Here is a 26,389-nt window from a genome sequence, read left to right as displayed (position 1 = left end):
TTAGAAGGTATCGGCACTGCCCTGAAATTGCGTAAGACGAAAAGGCGATAGGGAGACGAACGGCTAGTTCGAACCGGAGAACTCGATGTTCAGCGCTGATCAGCGGTTTTGCCTGTATTGCGAGGCAATATCGCCAGGAAGTTGTCCCTTGCAACTTTCCGCGCCACCGCTTCCGGCAGCGCATCGAGAAACGGTCGGTAGCTGTGCATTTCCTGACCGAGCTTGTTGAACCGTCCCACCACGTCAGAGCCGAGCATAAAGCGATCCGGATACTTTTCCACCAGCGCCAGCCATTCCGCGCGAGGCTTGCCCTGCTCGTCCAGCAGATACGGCGTGAGCATGCTCCACGACAGGTCGATAAACAGATTCGGATAGGCTTCCAGCAAGCGTGTCAGGGTCGGCAGCAGAAACGGCAACTGTGTCTGGTGCCGATGGATTTCCGCGCTGGTGCCCGCGTGCGCCCAAATGAACCGGGTGTGCGGATGGTTGCGCAGGGGCTCCTCTACTTCCTTCAGGTACAGCGGATTTTTCTCACGCTTGGAAGTGATATTGGAATGCAGCATGACCGGCAGATCGTTCTCGGCGGCCAGGTGATAAATCCTGGTCATCGCTTCATTGTTGGCCCGCGGTGTGTCACCTGAGGTCAGCGCCGTCAGGTCGTCATGCCGGGTGAACACTTCGCCAATGCCCTGCCACAGCCCCGGGTAGAGGTCGAGCATGCGCTGAATGTGCGCGGCGGAATTCTTGTCGTTGGGATTGAAACCGGAAAGAAACGGATGAAAGTACTGGCGCTGCTCAGGCGGGAGTTTTTGCACCGCATCGGCCACGATGACATCAGTGGCGCTGTACCAATAGGCATCGGCGTCATCACCCGCGTAGTAGCGAGGGCGCTTGGGCTCGTCTTCGTGCCATTTCTTCGCCACGGGGATGCCGGAAATCATCACGTGCTCGATGGAGTTTTCTTGCATGGCCGTCAGCAATTTCTGCATGCCAGCGGTTTCCTGGAAAAAATCCACGTAATGCAGATGCGCATCGCTGTAGGTGTATTCACGGGCGCTGGCACTGGCGGCAAACACCAGCAGGCAGGCGAGACTCAAACGAGACAAGGACACAAGTAATCTCCGGCAGATGGGCATAGCCTAGACCGTGCCCGGACAACAAGGGTTCATCCCGCAGGGAAAGCGGAACGCGTACCGGTGGGAATGTTCTATAACTGCAGGACCCTGTTCCCTCGAACGACTCTTCCTACTGCCTGTGAGGTTCCCATGACTGTTACCGTCAATACCGTCTCTGCCGAAGGTTTTCGTCACACCGTGCAGATCGATGACCACGAATTATTTGCCGACGTGCCGAAAACGGCCGGCGGCGAAGGTACCGCGCCCGAGCCACACGATTACTTCGATGCTGCGCTCGGCGCCTGTAAAGCGCTGACCCTGAAGATGTATGCGAAGAAAAAAGACATCCCGCTGACCGGCGTCGGTGTCGAAGTAAAACGTGACAACAGCGAAGAACAGAAAGGCAAATACGCGCTGCACGTCACCCTTACCCTCAAAGGCGTTCTGACCGACGCCCAGCGCGAAGAGCTGCTGCGCGTCGCCGATCGCTGCCCGATTCACAAGCTGATGACCACCAGCGAAGTGACCATCGAAACCCATGCGCCTCAAGGCTTTGACAGCCAGTAATCCTCCTGCTGCCAGCGGCGGGTTATGCTTCTGGCATCACCCGCTCAGCCTGGAATACCCCATGGACACGCAACCCCTGATCATCCGCCCGCGCGCCGAAGACGTCGAAGGCCAGCCGATTCTGCGCCCGCTGCCGTCAGCCAAATGCCGCAGCGTTGGCCCATTCGTGTTTTTCGACCACATGCTCGAAACGGTTTATCCGACGGGCAAAGGCATGGACATCCGACAGCACCCGCACATCGGCCTGTCGACCCTCACTTATTTGTTTCAGGGGCAATTGCAGCACAAGGACAGTCTTGGCTCCGATCAGGTGGTCAGCGCTGGCGATGTCAGCTGGATGACTGCCGGCAGCGCGATTGCCCATGTCGAGCGCACGCCTGTGCCACTGCTTGCCGAAACCTTCACTCTGCACGGCCTGCAAGTCTGGCTGGCCTCGCCCAAAGAACATGAGCAGGGCCCGGGGCATTACAGCCATCACCCGGCGGCAACATTGCCGGTCAGCGATAACCTCGGCGTGCAGATTCGGATGATTGCCGGGTCGGGCTTTTGCCTGGAATCGCCGGTACCAGTGCTTTCTCCTACGCTGTACGCCGAAGTGAAGATGCAAACCGCGACCACACTGCTGATTCCGACTGAACATGCGGAGCGCGCGGTGTATGTGTTGAGTGGTGATGCACAGTTGAATGGCGAAACGATCGAGCCACATGCACTGGTGGTGCTGCCCGCTGGCGAAGAAATGAGTCTGTTTGCCGAAAGCGATGTGCACGCAGTGGTGTTTGGCGGCGCGCCGCTGGACGGGCCGAGGCGGATCAACTGGAATTTCGTTGCCAGTGATCCGGCGGCGATTGATGAGGCACGGCGCAAGTGGGCGGCCGGGGATTGGCCGACGGTGCCGGGGGAAGTTGAGCGGATTGAACTGCCCTGAGATCCCATCGTCTGGAAAATTGTTATCGCGAGCAGGCTCACTCCTACAGGGGAGCGCATTCCACTTGTAGGAGTGAGCCTGCTCGCGAAGAGGCCCTTACAGACACTGCACAAGCCAGCGTCTGAAAGCAAAATCAGTCTTTGAACACCTCGTCCAGCAAATCATGCATCGACTTGAACGCCCGCTTGGCGGTCTTCTCGTCGTACATCATCTTGCCCGGCACGTTGGCGTGCGGGTCGGTAAACGAGTGCACAGCACCGCCGTAGCTCAGCAGTTGCCAGTCCACGCCCGCCGCATTCATTTCATCTTCGAACGCTGGCAGTTGCTCTTTCGGCACCAACGGATCGGACGCGCCATGCAGCACCAGCACCGAACCCTTGATGTTCTGCGCATCCGCAGGATTCGGTGAATCCAGCGTACCGTGGAACGACACCGCCGCTTTGACCGGCGCGCCGGTGCGCGCAAGATCCAGCGCGCAGCAGCCGCCGAAGCAGAAACCGAACACCGCCAGTTTCGAGGTATCCACCGCCGCCTCGCCCTGCGCTTGCAACTGCTCGAAGGCCACTTGCAGACGTTTGCGCAGCAGCGCGCGGTCGTCCTTGAGCGGCATCATCGCGGCAAGCGCCTGATCGGCGTTTTGCGGACGCACAGCCTGACCATAGACGTCAGCGATCAATACCACGTAGCCCTTGGCCGCCACCGCTTTGGCGATCTCTTCGGCGCCGGCGCTGACGCCCATCCAGTTCGGCGCCATCAACAAACCCGGGCGCGCGCCTGCGTGCCCGGTGTCGAACGCCAGCCGACCTTCATAAGGTTGACCATCAATCTGATAGACCACGGAACGTACAGTGACTTGGCTCATTTCTGACTCCTGATTGCTTAAACACCAGAATGAAAAAACCCGCCGAAGCGGGTTTTTCCTACAACGTGATCAAACCGACAGTTCAACCAACAGCTTGTTCAGACGACGCACATACGCCGCCGGGTCTTTCAGGCTGTCGCCCGCCGCGAGGGCGGCCTGATCGAAGAGGATGTGCGACAAATCGCCAAAGCGCTCTTCGCTCTGCTCGCCATCGAGTTTCTCGATCAGCGGGTGGTTCGGGTTGAATTCGAAGATCGGCTTCGAATCCGGCACTTTCTGCCCGCTGGCTTCGAGGATCTGGCGCATTTGCAGGCCCAGGTCCTGTTCACCGATGGCCAGAATGGCCGGCGAATCGGTCAAACGATGGGATACGCGGACTTCAGCCACGGAATCGCCCAGCGCGGTTTTCAGACGCTCGACCAGACCTTCTTTGGACTTGGCAACTTCTTCTGCGGCTTTCTTGTCCTCTTCCGAGTCCAGGTTGCCCAGATCAAGATCACCGCGCGCCACATCGACAAACGTCTTGCCGTCGAACTCGCTGAGGTAGCTCATCAGCCACTCGTCGATGCGGTCGGTCAGCAGCAGCACTTCGATGCCTTTCTTGCGGAAGACTTCCAGGTGCGGGCTGTTCTTGACCTGCGCGTAGGTTTCGCCGGTGAGGTAGTAGATCTTGTCTTGGCCTTCCTTGGCGCGGGCCAGGTAATCAGCCAGACCGACAACCTGTTCGCCGTCGTCACCGTTGGTCGATGCGAAACGCAGCAGACCGGCAATTTTCTCTTTGTTGGCGAAGTCTTCTGCCGGGCCTTCTTTCATGACCTGACCGAAATTCTTCCAGAAGCCCTTGTATTGCTCAGGCTCGTTCTTCGCCAGTTTTTCCAGCATGTCCAACACACGCTTGGTCAACGCGGTCTTCATCGAATCGATGATCGGGTCTTTTTGCAGGATTTCCCGCGACACGTTCAGCGACAGGTCGTTGGAATCAACCACGCCCTTGATGAAGCGCAGGTACAGCGGCAGGAACGACTCAGCCTGATCCATTACAAACACACGCTGCACGTACAGCTTCAGGCCTTTCGGCGCTTCACGCTGGTACAGGTCGAACGGTGCACGGGCCGGTACGTACAGCAGCGAGCTGTACTCAAGCTTGCCTTCGACCTTGTTATGGCTCCAGGACAACGGATTTTCGAAGTCGTGAGCGATGTGCTTGTAGAACTCCTGGTATTCCTCGTCCTTCACTTCGGTGCGCGGACGGGTCCACAGGGCACTGGCGCGGTTGACGGTTTCCCATTCAACGGCTGGAGCCTCTTCGCCTTCGGCCGGAGTGACTTCCTTCGGCAGTTCGATCGGCAAAGCGATGTGGTCGGAGTATTTCTTGATGATGTTGCGCAGACGCCAGCCATCGGCGAATTCGTCTTCACCGGATTTCAGGTGCAGGACGATGCGGGTGCCGCGCTCTGGCTTGTCGATGTTGGCAACTTCGAACTCGCCTTCGCCTTTCGACGACCAGTGCACGCCTTCGCTCGCAGCGGTGCCGGCGCGACGGCTATACACATCAACCTTGTCGGCGACGATGAAGGCCGAGTAGAAGCCAACGCCGAACTGGCCGATCAGGTGCGAATCTTTCTTCTGATCGCCGGAAAGATTTTTCATGAAATCGGCGGTGCCGGATTTGGCGATGGTACCCAGGTGGGTGATCACATCGTCACGGCTCATGCCGATACCGTTGTCTTCGAGGGTGACGGTCTTGGCGTCTTTGTCGAAGCTCACACGGATTTTCAGGTCAGCGCCACCTTCGAGCAACTCAGGCTTGGCCAGGGCTTCGAAGCGCAGCTTGTCGACAGCGTCAGAGGCGTTCGAGATCAATTCGCGAAGGAAAATTTCCTTATTCGAATACAGCGAATGGATCATGAGGTGCAGCAGCTGCTTTACCTCGGTCTGGAAGCCCAGGGTTTCCTTTTGAGTTTCCACACTCATGGTCATCAAACTCCAATCAGATGGCATTGGCCGCGACCCGAATGGTCGGCGGCGGGTTGTCATCTGAGTTGGGGGCGCTGTTCAGGATTTCAAGGGCTCATCGATTTTGAAGTGCGCGCGGGCGGTGGCGATCGGTTCGCCCTCAGTGCTTTGCCAGGCAGTGATCGCGACGTTGGCCACGCGCCGCCCTTGCCTGCACACCTGACACCTGGCCCAAGTGTCGCGAAACTGCCCGGCGCGCAGGTAATCGAGGGAAAAGTCGATGATCTTCGGCACCCCTGGCGTGCCGGTAAAAATCAGCAGATGCAGGGCCGCGGCCAGCTCCATGAACCCGGCAATCACCCCGCCGTGGATCGCCGGCAATAAAGGGTTACCAATGTTGTCTTTGTTCGCCGGCAACTTGAACAGCAGCTCATCGCCTACTCGCGAGCATTCGATGCCGATCAGTCCGGCGTAAGGAATCAATGCCAGCAGCGGTGCGTAATCGCCCTGCGCGTGGGCCTGCTGCAGCTGCGCCTTGAGGTCATGGCTCATTGGTTGGCACCCTTGATCGTGCCAGCGAAGCCTTTGCTGCCCTTCAGACCAATCCCCATGCGCATAAACGTGCCGACGACATGGGCGATCGGCTGCTCGGGATCGTCCTGGTAGGCGAAACCTCGGGCAAAGATCACATCGGTGGTGACGCGGTAGCACTGCGCAAAGCCATACACGGCTTTGTTCGGTTCGGCGGCGTGCATGTAGTCGATGCGCAGGTCGAGGGTCGGGCAGACTTCAAACTCCGGCAGTACGCATAAAGTCGACATACCGCAGGCGGTGTCCATCAATGAAGTGATGGCGCCGCCATGGATAACCCCCGTGTCGGGATTCCCGACGATTTTATGGCTGTAAGGCAACATGACTGTCAGCCCTTCGCTGGAAGCACTGTGCACTCGCAGGCCCAGTACCTGACAGTGACGCAATGCCGATAAAAAGCGCGTCGCACGCTCAAAAACGGGGTTTTCGGCCATCTGATAATTACTCGCGTTTGGGCCTTGTGCCAGTATTGAGAAAAGCGGCAAAAGTTCCGTGATAAAACAAACTTATATATCTGAAACAAATGAGGAACTTAACCTGTAGCGCCGAGTTCTTAAGGCCAGTAGTTATTTTCCATAAGGAGAAACACCCCATGCGTAAGACTTTAGCTATTGCCTTGATGTTGACCGCTTCCCTCGGTCTCGCTGCCTGCGATAAAAAATCCGAGGACAAAGCTCAAGATGCCAACCAACATGCTGAGCAGGCTCAGCAAGACATGAACAAAGCTCAGGATAAAGTGAACGACGCAGCAAAAGAAAACGCCGAAGCTGCCAAAGCTCAGGCTGAATCGAACGCCGCAGCTCAAGATGAAGCCGCCAAAAAGCAATAAGCTTTCTGGTGTGAAAAGAAAACCCGCCAAGTGCGGGTTTTCTTTTGCCTGCGATTTAGCAGCCTTAGAGCAAGACGGTTCGAAAAGTCGGACTAATCATCAGCAACAACGAACAGACGAAGCCGACTAGCCACATCAGGCTGCGCAACTTCGGCAGGTCAGCCAGGTAGAACCACACGTAGAGAATCCGCGCGAGTACAAAGATGATCGCCAACGCATCGATCAACCAGCCCGCCGTTTGTGTGGTGTGCGCCATCAGCACACCGACCGCGAACAACACGAACGCTTCGATGCTGTTTTGATGGGCCGCCAGCGCCCGTGCGCCATAACCGGTGAGTTGCGCCTGTTGCTGACGCGGCAGATGGTTGTTGTAACCGCCCTGCTCTTTCATGGCTTTGCCCACCGGCATGCGCGCGATGTAAATCAACAGGGCGCTGATCAACACGCACCAGAACGGAATACTCATCAAACAATTTCCTTATTCGCTTCGGGCAATGGCGCCTCTGTAGGGGTATAGACCATCACGTCAAGCACGTCGGAATGAAACTCGCGGCGATACAACACCACCACGACCCCTGCACTCATGATCATGAACAGCCACGGGCTGACGAACCAGGCAAGCATGCTCATGCCGAAGTAATAAGAGCGCAAGCCGAAGTTGAACTGGTTGGCGGCCATCGAGATTACCCGCGCCGCCCGCGAAGCGAAGGCCTTGCGTTCCTGCTCGGTCACCTGGCGCTCGCCGATCATCGGCGCCGAACCCACCAGAATCGCCGCGAAGTTGTACTGGCGCATGCACCAACTGAAGGTGAAGAAGGCGTAGACGAACACCAGTGCCAGACACAGCAGCTTGATCTCCGACATGCCTTGGGACGCCTGCTGAATCATCGGAATATCCGCTAGCAGCGACACCGCCCGCTCCGACGCGCCAAGCACGGTGAGAATACCGGCAAGAATAATCAAGGTACTTGAGGCGAAGAACGAGGCGTTGCGCTCCAGGTTGCCGATCACGCTGGCGTCGGCGATGCGGTTGTCACGCAACAACATGCGGCGCATCCAGTCTTCGCGATACAGGTGCAGAACGCTGGCCAGACACGCCGTGTCGCGGGCCTTCCAGGTGGCATAACGGGTGTAACCGCCCCAGCAGATGACAAACCAGACGGCGGCGAGCAAGTGGATCAGATTGGCTTGGATGAACGACATGCAATTCCTTGTGAGATGTAAACGCTATACACCTGTAGGAGTGAGCCTGCTCGCGATAGCGGTTTGTCATTCAATACTGAAGTGACTGAGAAACCGCTATCGCGAGCAGGCTCACTCCTACATATAAGCTAAGCAACCCTTCGACGTTAGCTCAGCAAAAAAGACACTGCCTCACGCGCATAAAAAATGCCCCGTATCGATTGATACGGGGCATTTCTGTTTAACCGTGCCCGACCCGCTTGTGGCGGATCAAACCACGTCAGGCAGTGACTTCGCTGCGCTTGCCCAGCAGGCGATCACACACCACTGCGACCACCAGTGTCATCACGCAAGGCACCAGCCACGCCAGACCCTGCTCACTCAGTGGCAAATGGGTCAGCTGCGACGGCATCCAGTCAGCCAGACCCGCACCTTTGAGCGCATCGATGCTGCCGAACAGGAACGACACCAGCATCACCGGACCAAGAATGCGCCCGTGCTCATGCCAGAAATCTTTGCAGAAGCTCAACGCCACCAGAACGATGCACGGCGGGTAGATCGCCGTCAGCACCGGAATTGAGAAAGCAATCAGCTTGGTCAGGCCCAGGTTGGACACCAGCAGCGAGAACGCCGCCAGAATGATCACCAGCGTCTTGTAGGACAGTGGCAACACGCGGCTGAAGTATTCGGCGCAGGCGCAGGTCAGGCCAACCGCCGTGACCAGACACGCCAGCGAGATCAGCACCGCGAGGAAACCGCTGCCCAGCGAACCGAAGGTGTGCTGCACGTAGGCATGCAAGACCGCCGCACCGTTGGTCGCACCGACCGCCACTTCATGGCTGCCGGAGCCGAGGCGGAACAGGCTGACATACACCAGCGCCAGCCCGACGCCGGCAATCAGCCCGGCGATGATTGCGTAACGAGTGATCAGTGCAGGCGATTCGACGCCACGGGAGCGGATCGCATTGACGATGACGATACCGAACACCAGCGCGCCGAGGGTATCCATGGTCAGATAACCATTGATGAAACCTTGGGAGAACGGTGCTGCGACGTATTCCGGGGTGCCGTGACCGATATCGCCGGCCGGCAAGGCGAACGCGGCGATACCCAGCACTGCCAGGGCGATGATCTTCAGCGGCGCGAGAAAACGACCGACTGTGTCCAGCAAACGCCCAGGGTAGAGCGAGATGAAGAACACCAGCAGGAAGTACACCGAGCTGTAGAGGAACAGTGCCAACGGACTTTCGCCCGTTAGCGGCGCCAGACCCACTTCGAACGACACGGTCGCCGTCCGCGGCGTGGCGAACAGCGGACCGACGGCCAGGTAGCACGCAGCGGCAAGGATGCCGCCGGCAATCTTGCCGATCGGGCTGCTTAGCGCGTCCATTGCTCCGCCGACCTTGGCCAGCGCCACCACGGTGACCACCGGCAAACCCACTGCGGTGATCAGAAAGCCCAGCGCAGCCATCCAGACGTGCGGTCCGGCCTGCAAGCCAACGATCGGCGGGAAAATGATGTTACCGGCCCCAACGAACAGGGCAAACGTCATAAAACCAAGTGCCAGGATGTCCTGACCTTTCAAAACTTTCATTAAGGTAATACCACACTACTGAAATCGGAATTTAGAGAGGGATTGCCCTGTGGGATTAGGGAAATGCTGTCGATCCGTATGGGACTGACCCTTAAAGCGCGTGGCTGCCTTGTGGGCGGCGGACGCAAAAATGGCTGCCAGCCTAACGAATTTGGCTGACGAACGCACTGTTAGAGGGCGAACTATCCGATACGCGACGTTTCCGTGTCGCGTTTACGTATTTAATTTTCATACACAGAACCTGAATTCATCACTTAAAACCTGTGGCGAGGGGATTTATCCCCGATGGTCTGCGCAGCAGTCCCAAGAATCCGAGCTGAAGCTGCTTGACTGATCATGGTCGCTAGCATGGGGCCGCTTCGCAGCCCAGCGGGGATAAATCCCCTCGCCACACCAGCCCTCAAAATTCTCATACGCCAGAAACGACAAAGGCCACCCGAAGGTGGCCTTTGTTGCTGGAGCTAAAAGTCAGCCGAAGCTTACTTCTTCACTTCCCAGCCAGTCAGCTCGGCCAGGGCCTTGCCGATGTCTGCCAGCGAACGCACGGTTTTCACGCCTGCGTCTTGCAGCGCAGCGAATTTCTCGTCTGCAGTGCCTTTGCCGCCAGAGATGATTGCGCCAGCATGGCCCATGCGCTTGCCCGGAGGAGCAGTCACACCAGCAATGTAGGAAACAACCGGCTTGGTCACGTGTGCCTTGATGTAGGCAGCCGCTTCTTCTTCAGCCGAACCGCCGATCTCGCCGATCATGACGATCGCTTCGGTCTTCGGGTCTTCCTGGAACAGCTTCAGGATGTCGATGAAGTTCGAGCCCGGGATCGGGTCACCGCCGATGCCGACGCAAGTCGACTGACCGAAACCGGCGTCAGTGGTCTGCTTCACAGCTTCGTAGGTCAGGGTGCCGGAACGCGAAACGATACCGACCTTGCCTGGCAAGTGAATGTGACCTGGCATGATGCCGATCTTGCATTCGCCTGGGGTGATCACGCCTGGGCAGTTAGGGCCGATCAGGACTACGCCCAGCTCGTCGCACTTAACTTTAGCGTCCAGCATGTCCAGGGTAGGAATGCCTTCGGTGATGCAGACGATCAGCTTGATACCGCCGAATGCCGCTTCCAGGATCGAGTCCTTGCAGAACGGAGCCGGAACGTAGATCACGCTGGCGGTAGCGCCAGTGGCCGCTACTGCGTCTTTGACGGTGTTGAACACTGGCAGGCCCAGGTGCTCGGTGCCGCCCTTGCCCGGAGTTACACCACCAACCATCTTGGTGCCGTATTCGATGGCTTGCTGGGTGTGGAAACTACCTTGCGAACCGGTAATACCCTGGCAGATAACTTTGGTGTCTTTATTGATCAGGACGCTCATTATTTGCCCTCCGCAGCTTTGACAACTTGTTGAGCAGCGTCGGTCAGGCTGGTAGCAGCGATGATGTTCAAACCGCTTTCTGCCAGTACTTTAGCGCCCAGCTCAGCGTTGTTGCCTTCAAGGCGAACAACAACCGGGATTTTCACGCCGACTTCTTTCACAGCGCCGATGATGCCTTCGGCAATCATGTCGCAGCGAACGATGCCGCCGAAGATGTTGACCAGTACTGCAGCGACATTGGTGTCGGACAGAATGATCTTGAACGCTTCGGTAACGCGTTCCTTGGTAGCACCGCCGCCCACGTCGAGGAAGTTGGCTGGCTTGCCGCCATGCAGGTTGACGATGTCCATGGTACCCATGGCCAGACCGGCACCGTTGACCATGCAGCCGATGTTGCCTTCCAGGGCTACGTAGTTCAGTTCGAACTTGGCAGCGTGCGCTTCGCGCGGATCGTCCTGCGACGGATCGTGGAAAGCCTTCAGCTTAGGCTGACGGTACATGGCGTTGGCGTCGATGTTGATCTTGGCGTCGAGGCAGTGCAGATCGCCGTCAGCCTTGATCACCAGCGGGTTCACTTCCAGCAGAGCCAGATCGTGGTCTTTGAACAGCTTGGCCAGACCAACGAAGATCTTGGCGAACTGAGTGACCTGCTTGCCTTCCAGACCCAGCTGGAATGCCAGCTCGCGACCCTGGGATGGCTGAGCGCCAACCAGTGGATCGATAGTGGCCTTGAGAATTTTTTCTGGCGTGTCGTGAGCGATTTTCTCGATGTCCACGCCACCTTCGGTGGAAGCCATGAACACGATGCGACGGCTCGAACGGTCAACGACAGCGCCCAGGTACAGCTCTTTAGCGATATCAGTGCACGATTCAACCAGGATCTTGGTGACTGGCTGGCCATTGGCGTCAGTCTGGTAAGTCACCAGACGCTTGCCCAGCCACTGCTGTGCGAAGGCCTTGGCGTCTTCTTTGCTGCGAACCAGCTTGACGCCGCCCGCTTTACCGCGACCACCGGCGTGAACCTGGGCTTTGACGACCCACTCGTTGCCGCCGATCTTGTCGCAAGCTTCTGCTGCTGCTTCCGGGGTGTCTACTGCGTAACCAGTGGAAACTGGCAGGCCGTATTCAGCGAACAGCTGCTTACCCTGATACTCGTGAAGATTCATGCTTTTTACCGTCTTCGTTAGGTACTGCGCATTCGGCGCTGCGCTCGATTGAGTGCCGCGCCACCTGTGACTGCTGCTTGCGTAGCTTCCCGGTTAACCGGTGCAGCTACGCAAGACTGCGTCCGGCGGACATTCCGCGGTGAGTCTTGCTCGCAAGGCTCACGACGGGCCGTTACCGCCGTGGTTTCTTATTGTCTGTTAACGCTTCTTGCGGTTGGCAATGTGGATGGCGCCGCCATTCACTGCCAGAGCAGCTTCGTGCAAGGCTTCAGACAGGGTCGGATGGGAGAAAACCATCATGCCCAGGTCTTCAGCGCTGGTGCCGAATTCCATACCGATCGCGCCCTGCTGAACCAGTTCTGCAGCGCTCGGGCCAATCACGTGCACGCCCAATACGCGGTCAGTCTTGGCATCGGCGATGACCTTGACGAAACCACCGGTATCGTTGGCAGCCATGGCACGGCCGGAAGCGGCGAACGGGAAGGTGCCGACGTTGACTTCAACGCCTTCGGCCTTCAGCGCCTGCTCGGTTTTACCTACCCACGCGATTTCCGGGTGAGTATAAATAACCGAAGGGATCAAATCATAGTTCATCTGAGCCTTGTGGCCCTTGATGCGCTCGACCACCATGATGCCTTCTTCCGAAGCCTTGTGCGCCAGCATCATGCCGCGAACCACGTCACCGATGGCGAAAACGCCCGGTACGGTGGTCGCGCAGTGATCGTCAACGTGCACGAAACCGCGCTCGTCGAGGGTCACGCCGCTGTCGGCAGCCAGCAGATCAGTGGTCACCGGACGGCGACCAACGGCTACGATCAGCTTGTCGAACGTGATGGTCTGTTCGCCGTTGGCATCGGTGTAGTTCACCACGACTTCGTCGCCGTTGACTTTCGAACCGGTAACGCGGGCGCCCAGTTTGATGTCCAGGCCCTGCTTGGTCAGGGTTTTGAATGCTTCCTTGGAAACAGCGGTGTCCGCTGCCATCAGGAAGGTATCCAGCGCTTCGAGAACGGTCACTTCCGCACCCAGACGCGACCATACCGAACCCAGTTCCAGACCGATCACGCCAGCGCCGATCACGCCCAGACGCTTCGGTACGGACTGGAATTCCAGCGCGCCGGTCGAATCAACGATGACGTTCTGATCGACCGGAGCCGGTGGAATGTCGATCGGACGCGAACCTGGAGCCAGAATCACGTTTTCAGCTTCGATGACTTCAACCGAGCCGTCCGGCTTGGTGACTTCGACTTTCTTGCCGGCCAGCAGCTTGCCGTGGCCCTGGATCGAAGTCACGCCGTTGGCCTTGAACAGGGTGGCAACACCGCCGGTCAGGTTCTTGACGATTCCAGCCTTGCGGCCAACCATCGCAGCGACGTCCATTTTGACTTCGCCGGTCGAGATACCGTGAACATTGAAGCTTTCTTTTGCTTCCTTGTATTTCCAGGAGCTGTCCAGCAGCGCCTTGGAAGGAATGCAGCCGACGTTCAGGCAGGTACCGCCCAAGGCTTGCTTGCCTTCGGCATCGGTGTACTTCTCGATGCAGGCAGTGCTCAGACCCAGCTGTGCGGCCTTGATGGCAGCCACATAGCCACCAGGGCCAGCACCGATCACTACTACGTCAAATTTCTGCGACATTCAAAAAATCCTCTTTAGCAATAAAGCTACGAGCCGCAAGCCACAAGCTGCAAGCCCTTCAGCTCGCCTGGAGCTTGTGGCTTGAAGCCTGAAACTTGCAGCTGTTTTCTTAGATATCCAGCAACAGACGAGCCGGATCTTCCAGCAGGTTCTTGATGGTCACCAGGAAGGTTACAGCTTCTTTGCCATCGATCAGACGGTGATCGTAGGACAGTGCCAGGTACATCATCGGGCGGATCACGACCTGACCGTTGATGGCCATAGGACGCTGGATGATGTTGTGCATGCCCAGAATCGCTGCCTGCGGCGGGTTGACGATGGGTGTCGACATCATCGAACCGAAGGTACCACCGTTGGTGATGGTGAAGGTACCACCGGTCATCTCGTCCATCGACAGTTTGCCGTCACGGGCTTTCTTGCCAAATGTTGCGATGCCGCCTTCGATTTCAGCCAGGCTCATCAGCTCGGCGTTACGCAGAACCGGAACCACCAGGCCGCGGTCGCTGGAAACGGCAACGCCGATGTCCGCGTAGCCGTGGTAAACGATGTCGCCGCCGTCGATCGACGCGTTGACCGCCGGGAAGCGCTTCAGCGCTTCGGTGGCCGCCTTGACGAAGAACGACATGAAGCCAAGGCGTACGCCGTTGTGGGACTTCTCGAACAGGTCCTTATACTTCGAACGCAAGGCCATGACTTCGGTCATGTCGACTTCGTTGAACGTGGTCAGCATGGCCATGTTCGACTGCGCTTCAACCAGACGCTTGGCCACGGTGGCACGAACGCGGGTCATCGGTACGCGCTTCTCGATGCGGTCGCCAGCAGCGAACACTGGAGCGGCAGCCGAAGGAGCAGCAGCCTTGGCAGGCGCGGCAGCCGGAGCGGCTTTCTTGGCAGCAACCGCTGCAACCACGTCTTCCTTGGTCACACGACCGCCTTTGCCGGTGCCGGCAACGGAGGCGATGTTGATGCCGTTTTCTTCAGCCAGCTTGCGCGCAGCCGGAGCTGCGATCGGGTCATCTTCGCCTTCGGCAGCAGCCGGTGCGGCAGCGGCAGTAGCCGCCGGAGCAGCAGCGGCGGCTGGAGCGGCAGCAGCGCTGCCCTCTTCGATCGAGCCCAGGACCTGGTTCGACAGAACGGTAGCGCCCTCTTCGGCAACGATTGCGCCCAGCACGCCGTCCGCTTCGGCCAATACTTCCAGCACGACCTTGTCGGTTTCGATGTCGACGATCAGGTCGTCACGCTTGACGGCCTCACCTGGTTTCTTGTGCCAGGTGGCAACGGTGCCATCGGCAACCGATTCCGGGAATGACGGGGCTTTGATTTCGATAGCCATTATCTGTGGGTCCTTAAAATTCGGTTTCAGTCAGCGCGAAGGCGTTAAACAGTGAAAGCATCTTGCAGCAGTTTTTCCTGCTGCTCGGCGTGCATCGATGCGTAACCACAAGCTGGCGCAGCCGAAGCCTCACGGCCCGCGTACTCAAGTACGAGAGTCTTGTCGAGGTTGGCGATGCTGCGACGCAAGTGATGCTGGCTGCAGTACCAGGCACCCTGGTTCATCGGCTCTTCCTGACACCACACGGCATGCTTGACGTTGGTGTACGGAGCCAGGACTTCTTTCAAGTCATCCTCAGGGAACGGATACAGCTGCTCGATACGCACGATGGCGATATCTTCGCGGCCTTCGGCACGGCGTTTTTCCAGCAGGTCGTAGTAGACCTTGCCGCTGCACAGAACCACGCGCTCGACCTTTTTCGGGTCCAGGGCGTCGATTTCCGGGATCACGGTCTGGAACGAACCTTCGGCCAGATCTTCCAGCGTCGAGATGGCCAGTTTGTGGCGCAGCAGCGACTTCGGCGTCAGCACGACCAGCGGCTTGCGCAGCGGACGAATCACCTGACGACGCAACAAGTGGTAGATCTGTGCCGGGGTGGTCGGCATGCACACCTGAATGTTGTGCTCGGCGCACAGCTGCAGGTAACGCTCAAGACGTGCCGAGCTGTGCTCAGGGCCCTGGCCTTCGTAACCGTGTGGCAGCAGCATGGTCAGACCGCAGAGACGGCCCCACTTGTGCTCGCCGCTGGTGATGAACTGGTCGATCACGACCTGTGCACCGTTGGCGAAGTCGCCGAACTGGGCTTCCCAGATCACCAGCGCGTTTGGCGTGGTGGTCGAGTAACCGTATTCGAACGCCAGGACCGCTTCTTCCGAGAGGAACGAGTCGTACAGGTCGAAACGAGGCTGACCGTCGTACAGGTTCTGCAGCGGAATGTAGGTGCCCGCGTCTTTCTGGTTGTGCAGCACAGCGTGACGGTGCGAGAACGTACCGCGGCCGATGTCCTGACCGGTCATGCGGATCGGGTGACCTTCGAACGCCAGGGTCGCGTACGCCATGGTTTCAGCGTAACCCCAGTTGATCGGCAGGCCGCCGGCTTGCATCTTCTGACGGTCTTCGTAGATCTTCGCGACCTGACGCTGGACCACGAAGCCTTCCGGAATTTCCAGCAGCTTGGCGGACAGCTCTTGCAGGGTCTTGAGATCGAAGCGCGTGTCGTGACGCGCGGTCCAGGCGTGGCCCAGATACGGACGCCAGTCCACGAACAGCTCTTTGTTCGGCTCTTTGACCAGCGATTTCACGACGTGCAGACCGTTGTCCAGCGCGTTGCGGTATTCGTCGACCTTGGCCTGAACACGCTCAGCGTCGAGCACACCGGCCTGGGTCAGGCGATCAGCGTACAGCTCACGGGTGGTGCGCTGTTTGGTGATCTGCTGATACATCAGAGGCTGGGTGCCGCTTGGCTCGTCGGCCTCGTTGTGGCCGCGACGACGGTAGCAGACCAGGTCGATCACCACGTCACGCTTGAACTGCATGCGGTAGTCGATGGCCAACTGGGTCACGAACAACACGGCTTCCGGATCATCGCCATTCACATGGAGGATCGGCGCCTGGATCATCTTGGCAACGTCGGTGGCGTACTCGGTGGAACGCGAGTCCAGCGGGTTGCTGATGGTGAAACCGACCTGGTTGTTGATCACGATGTGCACGGTACCGCCGGTCTTGAAACCGCGGGTCTGCGACATCTGGAAGGTTTCCATGACCACGCCTTGACCGGCGAACGCCGCGTCACCGTGGATGGAGATCGGCAGCACCTTCTCACCGGTCAGGTCGTTGCGACGGTCCTGACGGGCGCGCACCGAACCTTCGACCACCGGGGAAACGATTTCCAGGTGGGACGGGTTGAACGCCATGGCCAGGTGAACTTCACCGCCGGTGGTCATCACGTTGGACGAGAAGCCCTGGTGATATTTCACGTCGCCGGAGCCCAGCTCGACCTTCTTCTTGCCTTCGAACTCGTCGAACAGCTCGCGCGGGTTCTTGCCGAAGGTGTTGACCAGTACGTTCAGACGACCACGGTGGGCCATGCCGATGACGACTTCCTTGGTGCCGTACGAGCCGGAACGCTGGATCAGTTCGTCGAGCATCGGAATCAGGCTTTCGCCGCCTTCCAGACCGAAACGCTTGGTGCCCGGGTATTTGGTGCCCAGGTATTTTTCCAGGCCTTCACCGGCGGTCACGCGCTCAAGCAGATGGCTCTTGATGTCGGCGGAGTACGTCGGGCGACCACGCACGCTTTCCAGACGCTGCTGGAACCACTGGCGCTGCTCGGAATCGGTGATGTGCGTAAATTCAGCGCCGATGGTGCGGCAATATGTCTGCTGCAACGCTTCGTGAATTTCGCGTAGGCTCGCTTCCTCTTTGCCGATGAACAGGTCGCCGGCACGGAAGGTCGTATCAAGATCGGCATTGGTCAAGCCGTAATGATTGATCGACAGGTCTGCAGGTGCAGGACGCTGCCACAGCCCCAGCGGGTCAAGCTGGGCTGCCTGGTGGCCACGCATACGGTAGGCCTGGATCAATCGCAGCACTTCAACTTGCTTCTTCTCGTGCTCACTGCTCACGCTGCCGGCGGAAACCGGTTGGGCGCGGCGCTGGTTCTTTGCCAGCAGCACGAAATGATCGCGAATTGTCGAGTGCGAAACATCAGTGGCAGAGTTGCCGTCGGCGGGCAACTTCTGAAAGTAGGTGCGCCACTCTTCTGGCACAGCGTTAGGGTCGTGCAGGTAGAGCTCATAAAGCTCTTCCACATAGGCAGCGTTTCCACCTGAAAGGTAGGCGCTGTTCCACATGCGCTGCATCACGCTTTCTTGCATGCTTGGTCACCCTCGGTTAGGGGAACACCATCGGCGTCGACACCGAGCAAACTTGCAGAAGTCCGAATGCAGCGACTAAAACAAGCCACTTAGGATCACACTGATAGTCCGGGTACCAGCCCGGATGCCCCTGCTTGTCTCATTTCTTCAAAATAAGAGCTGCAGCTTATGGCTACGGCTCTGGTTATAGCCATGACGCGGGTTGAAGCCCGCGCCACAGCCTCTACGGTGCAACGATTACAGCAGCTGAATCACACGCCGCTCGAAAGCAGCATGTTACGGATGTGACCGATGGCCTTAGTCGGGTTCAGGCCTTTCGGACATACGTTGACGCAGTTCATGATGCCCCGGCAGCGGAAAACGCTGAACGGGTCATCGAGTGAAGCCAGACGCTCGCTGGTCTTGGTGTCACGGCTGTCAGCCAGGAAACGGTAGGCTTGCAGCAGCGCAGCAGGACCGAGGAACTTGTCAGGGTTCCACCAGAACGATGGGCAGGAAGTCGAGCAGCAGGCGCACAGGATGCACTCGTACAGACCGTCGAGCTTTTCACGTTCTTCCGGCGATTGCAGACGCTCGATGGCCGGAGCCGGCGTGTCGTTCTGCAGGTAAGGCTTCACCTTCTCGTATTGCTTGTAGAAGATGCTCATATCGACAACCAGGTCACGGATAACCGGCAACCCTGGCAGTGGACGAACGATCAGCTTGTTACCTTTTACAACGGCAGACAGCGGCGTGATGCATGCCAGACCGTTTTTGCCGTTGATGTTCATGCCGTCGGAGCCGCAGACGCCTTCACGGCAGGAGCGACGATAGGAGAAACCCTCGTCCTGCTCTTTGATCAGGGCCAGCACGTCCAGCACCATCAGGTCTTTACCACCGGTATCGACCTGGAAATCCTGCATGAACGGCGCAGCGTCCTGATCAGGGTTGTAGCGATAAACACTGACTTGCAACATGGCGGTCACCCTTAATAAGTCCGGACTTTAGGTTCGAAAGTCGGAACAGTCTTCGGCGAGAAGTTCACGGCACGCTTGGTGACGCGCTTGTCACCCGGGAAGTACAGGGTGTGGCACAGCCAGTTTTCGTCATCACGGTCTTCGAAATCTTCACGGGCGTGAGCGCCGCGGGACTCTTTACGGACTTCGGCCGCAATGGCGGTAGCTTCAGCCACCTCCAGCAGGTTTTGCAGTTCCAGCGCTTCGATACGTGCAGTGTTGAACGCCTGCGACTTATCGTTGATCTTCACGTTGGCGATACGCTTGCGCAGATCGGCCAGCTGAGCGATGCCCTTCTGCATGTATTCGCCGGTACGGAATACACCGAAGTAGTTCTGCATGCAGCTTTGCAGCTCGCGACGCAGGGTGGCAACGTCTTCACCGTCGGTACGGTTGTTCAGCGCGTTCAGACGCGACAGTGCAGCTTCGATGTCGGACTCGGTGGCGTCGTCGTATTCGATACCGTCGGTCAGCGCCTTTTCCAGGTGCAGGCCGGCAGCGCGACCGAAGACCACCAGGTCGAGCAGCGAGTTGCCGCCCAGACGGTTGGCACCGTGCACCGATACGCAAGCCACTTCACCTACGGCGAACAGACCTGGAATGATCTGATCCACGCCTTCGGCGTTCTGGGTGATCGCCTGGCCATGAATGTTGGTGGCAACGCCGCCCATCATATAGTGGCAGGTCGGAACAACCGGAACCGGCGCAACCACCGGGTCAACGTGAGCGAAAGTCTTCGACAATTCGCAGATGCCTGGCAGACGGCTGTGCAGCACTTCCTCGCCCAGGTGGTCGAGTTTGAGCATCACGTGGTCGCCATTCGGACCGCAACCGTTGCCGGCGATGATTTCTTTAACCATCGAACGAGCAACCACGTCACGACCGGCCAGGTCTTTCGCGTTCGGAGCATAACGCTCCATGAAACGCTCGCCGTGCTTGTTGATCAGGTAACCACCTTCACCACGGCAACCTTCTGTAACCAGTACACCGGCGCCGGCGATACCGGTCGGGTGGAACTGCCACATTTCAATGTCTTGTACCGGTACGCCAGCACGCAGGGCCATGCCGACGCCGTCACCGGTGTTGATCAGAGCGTTGGTGGTGGACGCGTAGATACGGCCTGCACCGCCAGTTGCCAGAACGGTGGCCTTGGCACGGATGTACGATGTTTCACCGGTTTCGATGCAGATCGCGATCACACCGACAAACTCGCCTTCCTGGTTTTTCACCAGATCGACAGCGTAGTACTCGTTGAGGAACGTGGTACCGGCTTTCAGGTTGCCCTGATAAAGGGTGTGCAGCAGCGCGTGACCGGTACGGTCGGACGCAGCGCAGGTACGTGCAGCCTGACCGCCCTTGCCGTAGTCCTTGGACTGGCCACCGAACGGACGCTGGTAGATGCGGCCTTGTTCGGTACGCGAGAACGGCAGACCCATGTGGTCCAGCTCGAACACGGCGGCCGGGCCTTCCTGACACATGTATTCGATAGCGTCCTGGTCACCGATATAGTCGGAACCCTTGACGGTATCGTACATGTGCCAGCGCCAGTCATCGTTCGGGTCGGCGGAAGCGATTGCGCAAGTGATGCCACCCTGTGCGGACACAGTGTGCGAACGGGTAGGGAAAACCTTGGTGATCACCGCAGTCTTGTGGCCGCCCTGCGCCAGCTGCAGCGCCGCGCGCATGCCGGCACCGCCACCACCAATAATGATGGCGTCGAAAGAAATCGTTGGAATGTTAGCCATGAATCAGATACCCCAGAGAATCTGCACACCCCAGACGAAGTAAGCGAACATCGCAACGCCGCATACTGCCTGGAAAAGGAAACGTACTGCAGTCGCGGACTTGCCCAGCGCCATTGGCGTCAGGTAGTCGGTCGCGATGGTCCACATGCCGACCCAGGCGTGAGCGCCCAGGGCAACAAGGGCCAGCAGACTGAAGATACGCATCCCGTTGTGAGCGAACAGAGCATGCCACTGGTCGTAGCCGATGCCCGGATTCGCTGCGAGGTATCCGATCAGGAAGATGAAATAAGCCGCGAGAACAACCGCAGACACACGTTGCGCCATCCAGTCATAGAGGCCCGAACGCGAAAGGTTCGTAACGCTGGTTACCATATCCAAACTCCTGCCAGAACGATCAACACCACGGAAACGGCGATGATAATTTTCGAGCCCAGGCGGCCGCCTTCCAGCGTCTCACCGATGCCCATATCCATGATCAAGTGGCGCACACCGGCTACCAGGTGATACAGAAGAGCGGACAGGAGGCCCCATGCTACGAACTTGGCCAGAGGACTGGTCAAGCCTGCCTTCACGTCGGCAAAACCTTCCTCGGAACCCAGCGATTTGCCCAATGCGTAAAGCATGAAGCCAATGCCAAGGAAGAGGATGATGCCGGAAACACGGTGAAGAAACGACGTAACGCCGGTGATGGGGAGTTTGATGGTCCTTAGGTCTAGGTTTACAGGTCGTTGGCTTTTCACGGCTTTTTTTTCACACTGAAGAGCCCCTAACAATCAGGGCAAAGTTGTTGGGGAGTGCACTGGTCAGGTAACCACCACCCAGGGATGCGACCCCCAATGAAAGCAAGCCCAAAAGCCCTTGGCGGTCGGTGGCCGAGTATAGACAGTTAGGCTACTAATGACAACGCGTTCACCTACCCCCAATAGCGGATTGCACAAGTTGCATAAAAGGCGTAAATGGCAGGCAATTTCGAGGAAAAAGTCGGCTTAAAGCCTTCTGGAGCAAGACTTTAGGCAAATTGACATTCGAATTTATCTCACTATAGTGGTGCGGGCCCTGCGTGGGGGGTCTGTCTGATGGTTCAAGCATAAATAGGAGGCCACATGGCTGACAAAAAAGCGCAGTTGATCATCGAGGGCGCAGCCCCCGTCGAGCTGCCCATTTTAACCGGCACCGTTGGTCCCGATGTAATCGATGTTCGGGGCCTGACGGCCACGGGCCGCTTCACTTTCGACCCGGGTTTCATGTCGACCGCCTCGTGCGAATCGAAGATCACCTATATCGACGGCGACAACGGCATTCTGTTGCACCGCGGCTACCCGATCGAACAGCTGGCTGAAAAGTCGGACTACCTGGAAACCTGCTATCTGCTGCTCAACGGCGAATTGCCGACCGCAGAACAGAAGGCCCAGTTCGTCAGCACCGTGAAAAACCACACCATGGTTCACGAGCAGCTGAAAACCTTCTTCAACGGTTTCCGTCGCGACGCCCACCCGATGGCCGTCATGTGCGGTGTAGTCGGCGCCCTCTCGGCCTTCTACCACGACTCCCTGGACATCAATAACCCGCAGCATCGCGAAATTTCCGCGATCCGCCTGGTTGCGAAGATGCCGACCCTGGCAGCGATGGTTTACAAGTACTCCATGGGCCAACCCATGATGTACCCGCGCAACGACCTGACGTACGCGGAAAACTTCCTGCACATGATGTTCAACACCCCGTGCGAGATCAAACCGATCAGCCCGGTGCTCGCCAAGGCCATGGACCGGATCTTCATCCTCCACGCCGACCACGAGCAGAACGCTTCGACCTCCACCGTGCGTCTGGCCGGCTCTTCGGGTGCCAACCCGTTTGCCTGTATCGCCGCCGGTATCGCCGCACTGTGGGGCCCTGCCCACGGCGGTGCGAACGAAGCCGTGTTGACCATGCTGGATGAGATTGGCGATGTGTCGAACATTGACAAGTTCATCGCCAAGGCCAAGGACAAGAACGATCCGTTCAAGTTGATGGGCTTCGGTCACCGCGTCTACAAGAACCGCGACCCGCGCGCGACTGTGATGAAGCAGACTTGCGACGAAGTGCTGAAGGAACTGGGCATCAACAACGATCCGCAGCTCGAACTGGCCATGCGCCTGGAAGAGATCGCGCTGACCGACCCGTACTTCATCGAACGCTCGCTGTACCCGAACGTCGACTTCTACTCGGGGATCATCCTCAAGGCGATCGGCATTCCGACGAGCATGTTCACCGTGATTTTCGCCCTGGCACGTACTGTGGGCTGGATTTCGCACTGGAAGGAAATGTTGTCGAGCCCGTACAAGATTGGCCGTCCGCGCCAGCTCTATACTGGCTACGAGTCGCGTGACATTACTTCGCTGGAAGATCGCAAATAAGGTTTTTTCTTTTTTGTGATGGTTTAGTGGGTGTGTCAGGAACGGCCTCTTATAATAGAGGCCGTTTTTGTTTGTTGGATTGGGGGTATATCCGTTGCTGCGGTAACGGCTTCTTATGGTTTCGCTCTTACAGCGAGTCACCTTTTCCAAACGCCGAAAAGGTAACCCAAAAGGCTTTGCCCCGGCGTACGGCCCGCTCGCTGGGGCTCGGGGTTCCTTCGTTACGGGACCGATCCGGGCGCAGCGTCTCCGGTTGGCTTCGCTGCACCTCCTCCCGCTGTGTACGACTGCGTCGTACGGTCGCTGCGCTCCCACGCCCGGGTCGGTCCCGTAACGAAGCCTGCCGATGGGGCTAAAGGTCAAAAGCCAGAGCAGAAGCAGAAGCAGAAGCCAGATCAAAAGATCGCAGCCTTCGGCAGCTCCTACAGTTGGATCGCGGATACTTGATAGAAATTGGTCAGCCACCAGGCCGTCATCGCGAGCAGGCTCACTCCTACATTTGGAATGCATACACCAGTGAGAAACAGGTCGGCTGTCAGGCCGCCTTCGCGAGCAGGCTCGCTCCCACAGAAAAGCAAAGCAGCGCAACTGCCCGCGGCAAAGCCGCCCCACTCAACAATGAGCGTTAGCTCGAGTGCTTTTGATCCACGGGCGACTTCGGAAGGCTGAGTGGAGGGATTGATTCGGGCGTGGGAGCGCAGCGACCGTCTGGCGCAGCCAGACACAGCGGAAGGAGGTGCAGCGAAGCAAACCGGAGCCGCTGCGCCCGGATTGATCCCGCAGCGAAGGAACCCGAGCCTGCGAGGGCCGAACGCAGGAGCAAGCCTTTTTGGTTACTTTTTCGGCGTCTGGAAAAAGTGACCCGCCGTAAGGGCGGAACCGTAATCAGCAACGCCCGCAGCAACGGATATACCCACCAAACCAACCAATAACCTCCCACAAAAAAAACGCCCCGATCTCTCAACCAGGGCGTTTTCTTGAAACTTGTAGCTTGTAGCTTGTAGCTTGCAGCTTGTAGCTTGTAGCTGACCCCTTAGTGCGAAACCGCCCCACTCGCCCCCAACCCGGTCTGCGAACGCACAAACTGCGGGAAGAACAGCGCCCGCTCATTGTCCGCAGCCGCCGACTTGTCAGTGATCGAGAAGAACCAGATCCCCACAAATGCAATGATCATGGAAAACAGCGCTGGATATTCGTAAGGGAAAATCGCCTTCTCGTGGTGCAGAATCTGCACCCAAATGGTCGGGCCAAGCACCATCAACCCCACCGCACTGACCAGCCCCAACCAGCCGCCGATCATCGCGCCACGGGTGGTCAGCTTCTTCCAGTACATCGAAAGCAACAGCACCGGGAAGTTACAGCTCGCCGCAATCGAGAACGCCAGGCCCACCATGAACGCGATGTTCTGGCTTTCGAACAGAATGCCCAGACCAATCGCCAACACCGCGAGGGCAATGGTGGTGATCTTCGAAACGCGGATCTCGTCCTTCTCGTTGGCCTTGCCCTTCTTGATCACACTGGCATACAGGTCATGCGACACCGCCGAAGCGCCGGCCAGAGTCAGACCCGCAACCACCGCGAGAATGGTCGCGAATGCCACTGCCGAGATGAAACCAAGGAAGATACTGCCACCGACCGCGTTGGCCAGGTGCACCGCCGCCATGTTGTTGCCGCCGAGCAAGGCGCCCGCTGCATCTTTGAACGCCGGATTGGTGCTGACCAGCAGGATCGCGCCGAAGCCGATGATGAAGGTCAGAATGTAGAAGTAGCCGATGAAGCCAGTCGCGTACAGCACGCTTTTACGCGCTTCTTTGGCGTCACTCACGGTGAAGAAGCGCATCAGAATGTGCGGCAGGCCCGCCGTACCGAACATCAACGCCAGACCCAGCGAGAACGCGGAAATCGGATCTTTCACCAGACCGCCCGGGCTCATGATCGCTTCGCCCTTGGCGTGAACCTTGATCGCTTCGGAGAACAGCGTGTTGAAGTCGAAGCCGACGTGCTTCATCACCATCAGCGCCATGAACGAGGCGCCGGACAGCAACAGCACAGCCTTGATGATTTGCACCCAAGTGGTCGCCAGCATGCCGCCGAACAGCACGTACAGGCACATCAGCACGCCGACCAGAATCACCGCAACGTGGTAATCGAGGCCGAACAGCAGCTGGATCAGCTTGCCGGCGCCGACCATCTGCGCGATCAGGTAGAACGCCACCACCACCAGCGAACCGCAGGCGGACAGGGTGCGAATCTGGGTTTGCCCGAGGCGGTAGGACGCCACGTCGGCAAAGGTGTATTTACCCAGGTTACGCAGACGCTCGGCAATCAGGAACAGAATGATCGGCCAGCCCACCAGGAAGCCGATCGAGTAGATCAGGCCATCGTAGCCAGAAGTGAACACCAGCGCGGAAATCCCCAGGAAGGACGCCGCCGACATGTAGTCACCGGCAATCGCCAGACCGTTCTGGAAACCGGTGATCTTGCCGCCTGCCGCATAGTAATCGGCGGCCGAGTTGTTCTTCTTCGAAGCCCAGTAGGTGATGTACAAGGTCGCGCCAACGAAGGCCACGAACATCAGGATCGCCGCAACGTTCAGCGGCTGCTTGGCCACCGCACCGGTCAGGGCATCAGCCGCCCAGGCGCCGGGTGCAAACGCTGCAATGCTCAAAAGAGCCAGTAGACGCCGGATCATTGCTGAGCCTCCTTGAGAATCGCATTGTTCAGGTCGTCGAACTCGCCATTGGCGCGGCGGACATAAATGCCGGTCAGGATGAAGGCCGAAACAATCAGGCCGACACCGATCGGGATGCCCCAGGTAATCGAAGATTCAGGACTGAGTTTCGCCCCCAGTACATGCGGGCCGTATGCGATCAGAAGAATGAATCCAGAGTAGAGCCCGAGCATGATCGCCGAGAGTATCCAGGCGAACTTTTCCCTTTTTCGCACCAGCTCCTTGAATCGGGGACTGTTTTGAATCGAGAGGTAAATGCTGTCGTTCATTGTTTTTATCCTCGCAGCACAGATTATTGTTGGAACGTAGCTAATGTATGCGGCTGCGAGAGAGGTTCCAGACGACCTTAGTAGTAGAAGGCCATGACCCTTCTGCCATTTTCCGGTACACACAAAACAACTGTAGGAGTGAGCCTGCTCGCGATGGCGTCGTATCAGTCGACATTTCTATCAACCGACGGGACGCTATCGATAGCGTCCCGTCGGTTGATAGAAATGTCGACTGATACGACGCCATCGCGAGCAGGCTCA

At 58.1% G+C, this 26,389-nt stretch carries 23 protein-coding genes; 4 read left to right on the top strand and 19 right to left on the bottom strand.

Annotated elements, in window-relative coordinates:
• Positions 1–89: 89 nt before the first annotated feature.
• Positions 90–1,112 (bottom strand): amidohydrolase family protein, encoded by a 1,023-nt coding sequence (locus HU765_RS10785; RefSeq protein ID WP_186620328.1) that lies wholly within the window; start codon positions 1,110–1,112, stop codon positions 90–92.
• Positions 1,113–1,265: 153 nt separating this feature from the next.
• Between HU765_RS10785 and HU765_RS10780 the strand changes: the two genes are divergently transcribed.
• Together HU765_RS10780 and HU765_RS10775 are read left to right on the top strand one after the other, a co-directional pair.
• Positions 1,266–1,682: an OsmC family protein gene (locus HU765_RS10780; RefSeq protein ID WP_186551036.1), complete on the top strand. Its 417-nt coding sequence runs from the start codon at positions 1,266–1,268 to the stop codon at positions 1,680–1,682.
• 61 nt (positions 1,683–1,743) lie between these two features.
• Positions 1,744–2,607, top strand: a complete 864-nt coding sequence (locus HU765_RS10775) for a pirin family protein (RefSeq protein ID WP_186620327.1) — start codon at positions 1,744–1,746, stop codon at positions 2,605–2,607.
• A gap of 133 nt (positions 2,608–2,740) precedes the next feature.
• Here HU765_RS10775 and HU765_RS10770 read toward each other — a convergent pair whose 3' ends face one another.
• The 4 genes from HU765_RS10770 to HU765_RS10755 all read right to left on the bottom strand — a co-directional run bounded on the left by HU765_RS10770 (position 2,741) and on the right by HU765_RS10755 (position 6,450).
• Complete coding sequence (locus HU765_RS10770; RefSeq protein WP_186620325.1) at positions 2,741–3,469, bottom strand: dienelactone hydrolase family protein; 729 nt, start codon at positions 3,467–3,469, stop codon at positions 2,741–2,743.
• A 69-nt stretch (positions 3,470–3,538) separates the two neighbouring features.
• Positions 3,539–5,443, bottom strand: a complete 1,905-nt coding sequence (gene htpG / locus HU765_RS10765; protein WP_186620323.1) for a molecular chaperone HtpG — start codon at positions 5,441–5,443, stop codon at positions 3,539–3,541.
• Between the two features lie 81 nt (positions 5,444–5,524).
• The gene (locus tag HU765_RS10760; protein ID WP_186551040.1) at positions 5,525–5,977 is read right to left on the bottom strand and encodes a PaaI family thioesterase; all 453 of its coding nucleotides are present in this window, start codon (positions 5,975–5,977) and stop codon (positions 5,525–5,527) included.
• On the bottom strand, positions 5,974–6,450 hold the full coding sequence (locus HU765_RS10755) for a PaaI family thioesterase (RefSeq protein ID WP_186620321.1): 477 nt from the start codon (positions 6,448–6,450) through the stop codon (positions 5,974–5,976). The genes HU765_RS10760 and HU765_RS10755 overlap by 4 nt, the downstream gene beginning before the upstream one ends.
• A 158-nt stretch (positions 6,451–6,608) precedes the next feature.
• On the opposite strand from HU765_RS10755, the gene HU765_RS10750 reads away from it, so the two are divergent.
• Positions 6,609–6,845 (top strand): hypothetical protein, encoded by a 237-nt coding sequence (locus HU765_RS10750; RefSeq protein WP_008082962.1) that lies wholly within the window; start codon positions 6,609–6,611, stop codon positions 6,843–6,845.
• A 64-nt stretch (positions 6,846–6,909) separates the two neighbouring features.
• On the opposite strand, the gene HU765_RS10745 is transcribed toward HU765_RS10750, so the two are convergent.
• The 12 genes from HU765_RS10745 to sdhC all read right to left on the bottom strand — a co-directional run bounded on the left by HU765_RS10745 (position 6,910) and on the right by sdhC (position 21,475).
• The gene (locus HU765_RS10745) at positions 6,910–7,311 is read right to left on the bottom strand and encodes an MAPEG family protein (protein WP_186551042.1); all 402 of its coding nucleotides are present in this window, start codon (positions 7,309–7,311) and stop codon (positions 6,910–6,912) included.
• Complete coding sequence (locus HU765_RS10740) at positions 7,311–8,048, bottom strand: DUF599 family protein (protein ID WP_186551043.1); 738 nt, start codon at positions 8,046–8,048, stop codon at positions 7,311–7,313. Before HU765_RS10740 ends, HU765_RS10745 begins: the two co-directional genes overlap by 1 nt.
• Before the next feature lie 259 nt (positions 8,049–8,307).
• Positions 8,308–9,621 (bottom strand): branched-chain amino acid transport system II carrier protein, encoded by a 1,314-nt coding sequence (brnQ, locus tag HU765_RS10735; protein WP_186551044.1) that lies wholly within the window; start codon positions 9,619–9,621, stop codon positions 8,308–8,310.
• Positions 9,622–10,100: 479 nt separating this feature from the next.
• Complete coding sequence (gene sucD / locus HU765_RS10730; RefSeq protein WP_186551045.1) at positions 10,101–10,985, bottom strand: succinate--CoA ligase subunit alpha; 885 nt, start codon at positions 10,983–10,985, stop codon at positions 10,101–10,103.
• Positions 10,985–12,151: an ADP-forming succinate--CoA ligase subunit beta gene (gene sucC / locus HU765_RS10725; RefSeq protein WP_186551046.1), complete on the bottom strand. Its 1,167-nt coding sequence runs from the start codon at positions 12,149–12,151 to the stop codon at positions 10,985–10,987. Before sucC ends, sucD begins: the two co-directional genes overlap by 1 nt.
• A gap of 198 nt (positions 12,152–12,349) precedes the next feature.
• On the bottom strand, positions 12,350–13,786 hold the full coding sequence (gene lpdA / locus HU765_RS10720; protein WP_186551047.1) for a dihydrolipoyl dehydrogenase: 1,437 nt from the start codon (positions 13,784–13,786) through the stop codon (positions 12,350–12,352).
• 109 nt (positions 13,787–13,895) lie between these two features.
• Positions 13,896–15,119, bottom strand: a complete 1,224-nt coding sequence (gene odhB, locus HU765_RS10715; RefSeq protein ID WP_186551048.1) for a 2-oxoglutarate dehydrogenase complex dihydrolipoyllysine-residue succinyltransferase — start codon at positions 15,117–15,119, stop codon at positions 13,896–13,898.
• A gap of 44 nt (positions 15,120–15,163) precedes the next feature.
• Positions 15,164–17,995, bottom strand: coding sequence for a 2-oxoglutarate dehydrogenase E1 component (locus HU765_RS10710; protein WP_041479560.1), 2,832 nt, complete (start codon positions 17,993–17,995; stop codon positions 15,164–15,166).
• A 251-nt stretch (positions 17,996–18,246) separates the two neighbouring features.
• Entirely contained in the window at positions 18,247–18,951 is a 705-nt protein-coding gene (locus tag HU765_RS10705) for a succinate dehydrogenase iron-sulfur subunit (RefSeq protein WP_016773675.1), read from the bottom strand.
• 11 nt (positions 18,952–18,962) lie between these two features.
• Complete coding sequence (gene sdhA / locus HU765_RS10700) at positions 18,963–20,735, bottom strand: succinate dehydrogenase flavoprotein subunit (RefSeq protein WP_186534249.1); 1,773 nt, start codon at positions 20,733–20,735, stop codon at positions 18,963–18,965.
• A 3-nt stretch (positions 20,736–20,738) separates the two neighbouring features.
• Positions 20,739–21,107, bottom strand: a complete 369-nt coding sequence (gene sdhD / locus HU765_RS10695) for a succinate dehydrogenase, hydrophobic membrane anchor protein (RefSeq protein WP_007898993.1) — start codon at positions 21,105–21,107, stop codon at positions 20,739–20,741.
• Entirely contained in the window at positions 21,101–21,475 is a 375-nt protein-coding gene (gene sdhC / locus HU765_RS10690) for a succinate dehydrogenase, cytochrome b556 subunit (RefSeq protein WP_126361370.1), read from the bottom strand. The genes sdhD and sdhC overlap by 7 nt, the downstream gene beginning before the upstream one ends.
• A 363-nt stretch (positions 21,476–21,838) precedes the next feature.
• Between sdhC and gltA the strand changes: the two genes are divergently transcribed.
• On the top strand, positions 21,839–23,128 hold the full coding sequence (gene gltA, locus HU765_RS10685) for a citrate synthase (protein WP_101158686.1): 1,290 nt from the start codon (positions 21,839–21,841) through the stop codon (positions 23,126–23,128).
• A gap of 1,033 nt (positions 23,129–24,161) precedes the next feature.
• On the opposite strand, the gene HU765_RS10680 is transcribed toward gltA, so the two are convergent.
• Entirely contained in the window at positions 24,162–25,820 is a 1,659-nt protein-coding gene (locus HU765_RS10680; protein ID WP_186620319.1) for a cation acetate symporter, read from the bottom strand.
• Positions 25,817–26,128, bottom strand: a complete 312-nt coding sequence (locus tag HU765_RS10675) for a DUF485 domain-containing protein (RefSeq protein WP_186551050.1) — start codon at positions 26,126–26,128, stop codon at positions 25,817–25,819. The genes HU765_RS10680 and HU765_RS10675 overlap by 4 nt, the downstream gene beginning before the upstream one ends.
• Positions 26,129–26,389 lie beyond the last annotated feature (261 nt).

The organism is Pseudomonas sp. SWRI81 (assembly GCF_014268545.1).
GTDB classification, from domain to species: Bacteria; Pseudomonadota; Gammaproteobacteria; order Pseudomonadales; family Pseudomonadaceae; genus Aquipseudomonas; species Aquipseudomonas hamedanensis.
This window is presented reverse-complemented; position numbering and strand designations above follow the sequence as displayed.

Excerpts from the sequence above, each read along its gene's own strand:
- HU765_RS10780 (WP_186551036.1), top strand. The coding sequence starts at position 1,266 with ATGACTGTTACCGTCAATACCGTCTCTGCCGAAGGTTTTCGTCACACC.
- HU765_RS10775 (WP_186620327.1), top strand. The coding sequence starts at position 1,744 with ATGGACACGCAACCCCTGATCATCCGCCCGCGCGCCGAAGACGTCGAA.
- HU765_RS10770 (WP_186620325.1), bottom strand. The coding sequence starts at position 3,469 with ATGAGCCAAGTCACTGTACGTTCCGTGGTCTATCAGATTGATGGTCAA.
- htpG (WP_186620323.1), bottom strand. The coding sequence starts at position 5,443 with ATGAGTGTGGAAACTCAAAAGGAAACCCTGGGCTTCCAGACCGAGGTA.
- HU765_RS10760 (WP_186551040.1), bottom strand. The coding sequence starts at position 5,977 with ATGAGCCATGACCTCAAGGCGCAGCTGCAGCAGGCCCACGCGCAGGGC.
- HU765_RS10755 (WP_186620321.1), bottom strand. The coding sequence starts at position 6,450 with ATGGCCGAAAACCCCGTTTTTGAGCGTGCGACGCGCTTTTTATCGGCA.
- HU765_RS10750 (WP_008082962.1), top strand. The coding sequence starts at position 6,609 with ATGCGTAAGACTTTAGCTATTGCCTTGATGTTGACCGCTTCCCTCGGT.
- HU765_RS10745 (WP_186551042.1), bottom strand. The coding sequence starts at position 7,311 with ATGAGTATTCCGTTCTGGTGCGTGTTGATCAGCGCCCTGTTGATTTAC.
- HU765_RS10740 (WP_186551043.1), bottom strand. The coding sequence starts at position 8,048 with ATGTCGTTCATCCAAGCCAATCTGATCCACTTGCTCGCCGCCGTCTGG.
- brnQ (WP_186551044.1), bottom strand. The coding sequence starts at position 9,621 with ATGAAAGTTTTGAAAGGTCAGGACATCCTGGCACTTGGTTTTATGACG.
- sucD (WP_186551045.1), bottom strand. The coding sequence starts at position 10,985 with ATGAGCGTCCTGATCAATAAAGACACCAAAGTTATCTGCCAGGGTATT.
- sucC (WP_186551046.1), bottom strand. The coding sequence starts at position 12,151 with ATGAATCTTCACGAGTATCAGGGTAAGCAGCTGTTCGCTGAATACGGC.
- lpdA (WP_186551047.1), bottom strand. The coding sequence starts at position 13,786 with ATGTCGCAGAAATTTGACGTAGTAGTGATCGGTGCTGGCCCTGGTGGC.
- odhB (WP_186551048.1), bottom strand. The coding sequence starts at position 15,119 with ATGGCTATCGAAATCAAAGCCCCGTCATTCCCGGAATCGGTTGCCGAT.
- HU765_RS10710 (WP_041479560.1), bottom strand. The coding sequence starts at position 17,995 with ATGCAAGAAAGCGTGATGCAGCGCATGTGGAACAGCGCCTACCTTTCA.
- HU765_RS10705 (WP_016773675.1), bottom strand. The coding sequence starts at position 18,951 with ATGTTGCAAGTCAGTGTTTATCGCTACAACCCTGATCAGGACGCTGCG.
- sdhA (WP_186534249.1), bottom strand. The coding sequence starts at position 20,735 with ATGGCTAACATTCCAACGATTTCTTTCGACGCCATCATTATTGGTGGT.
- sdhD (WP_007898993.1), bottom strand. The coding sequence starts at position 21,107 with ATGGTAACCAGCGTTACGAACCTTTCGCGTTCGGGCCTCTATGACTGG.
- gltA (WP_101158686.1), top strand. The coding sequence starts at position 21,839 with ATGGCTGACAAAAAAGCGCAGTTGATCATCGAGGGCGCAGCCCCCGTC.
- HU765_RS10680 (WP_186620319.1), bottom strand. The coding sequence starts at position 25,820 with ATGATCCGGCGTCTACTGGCTCTTTTGAGCATTGCAGCGTTTGCACCC.
- HU765_RS10675 (WP_186551050.1), bottom strand. The coding sequence starts at position 26,128 with ATGAACGACAGCATTTACCTCTCGATTCAAAACAGTCCCCGATTCAAG.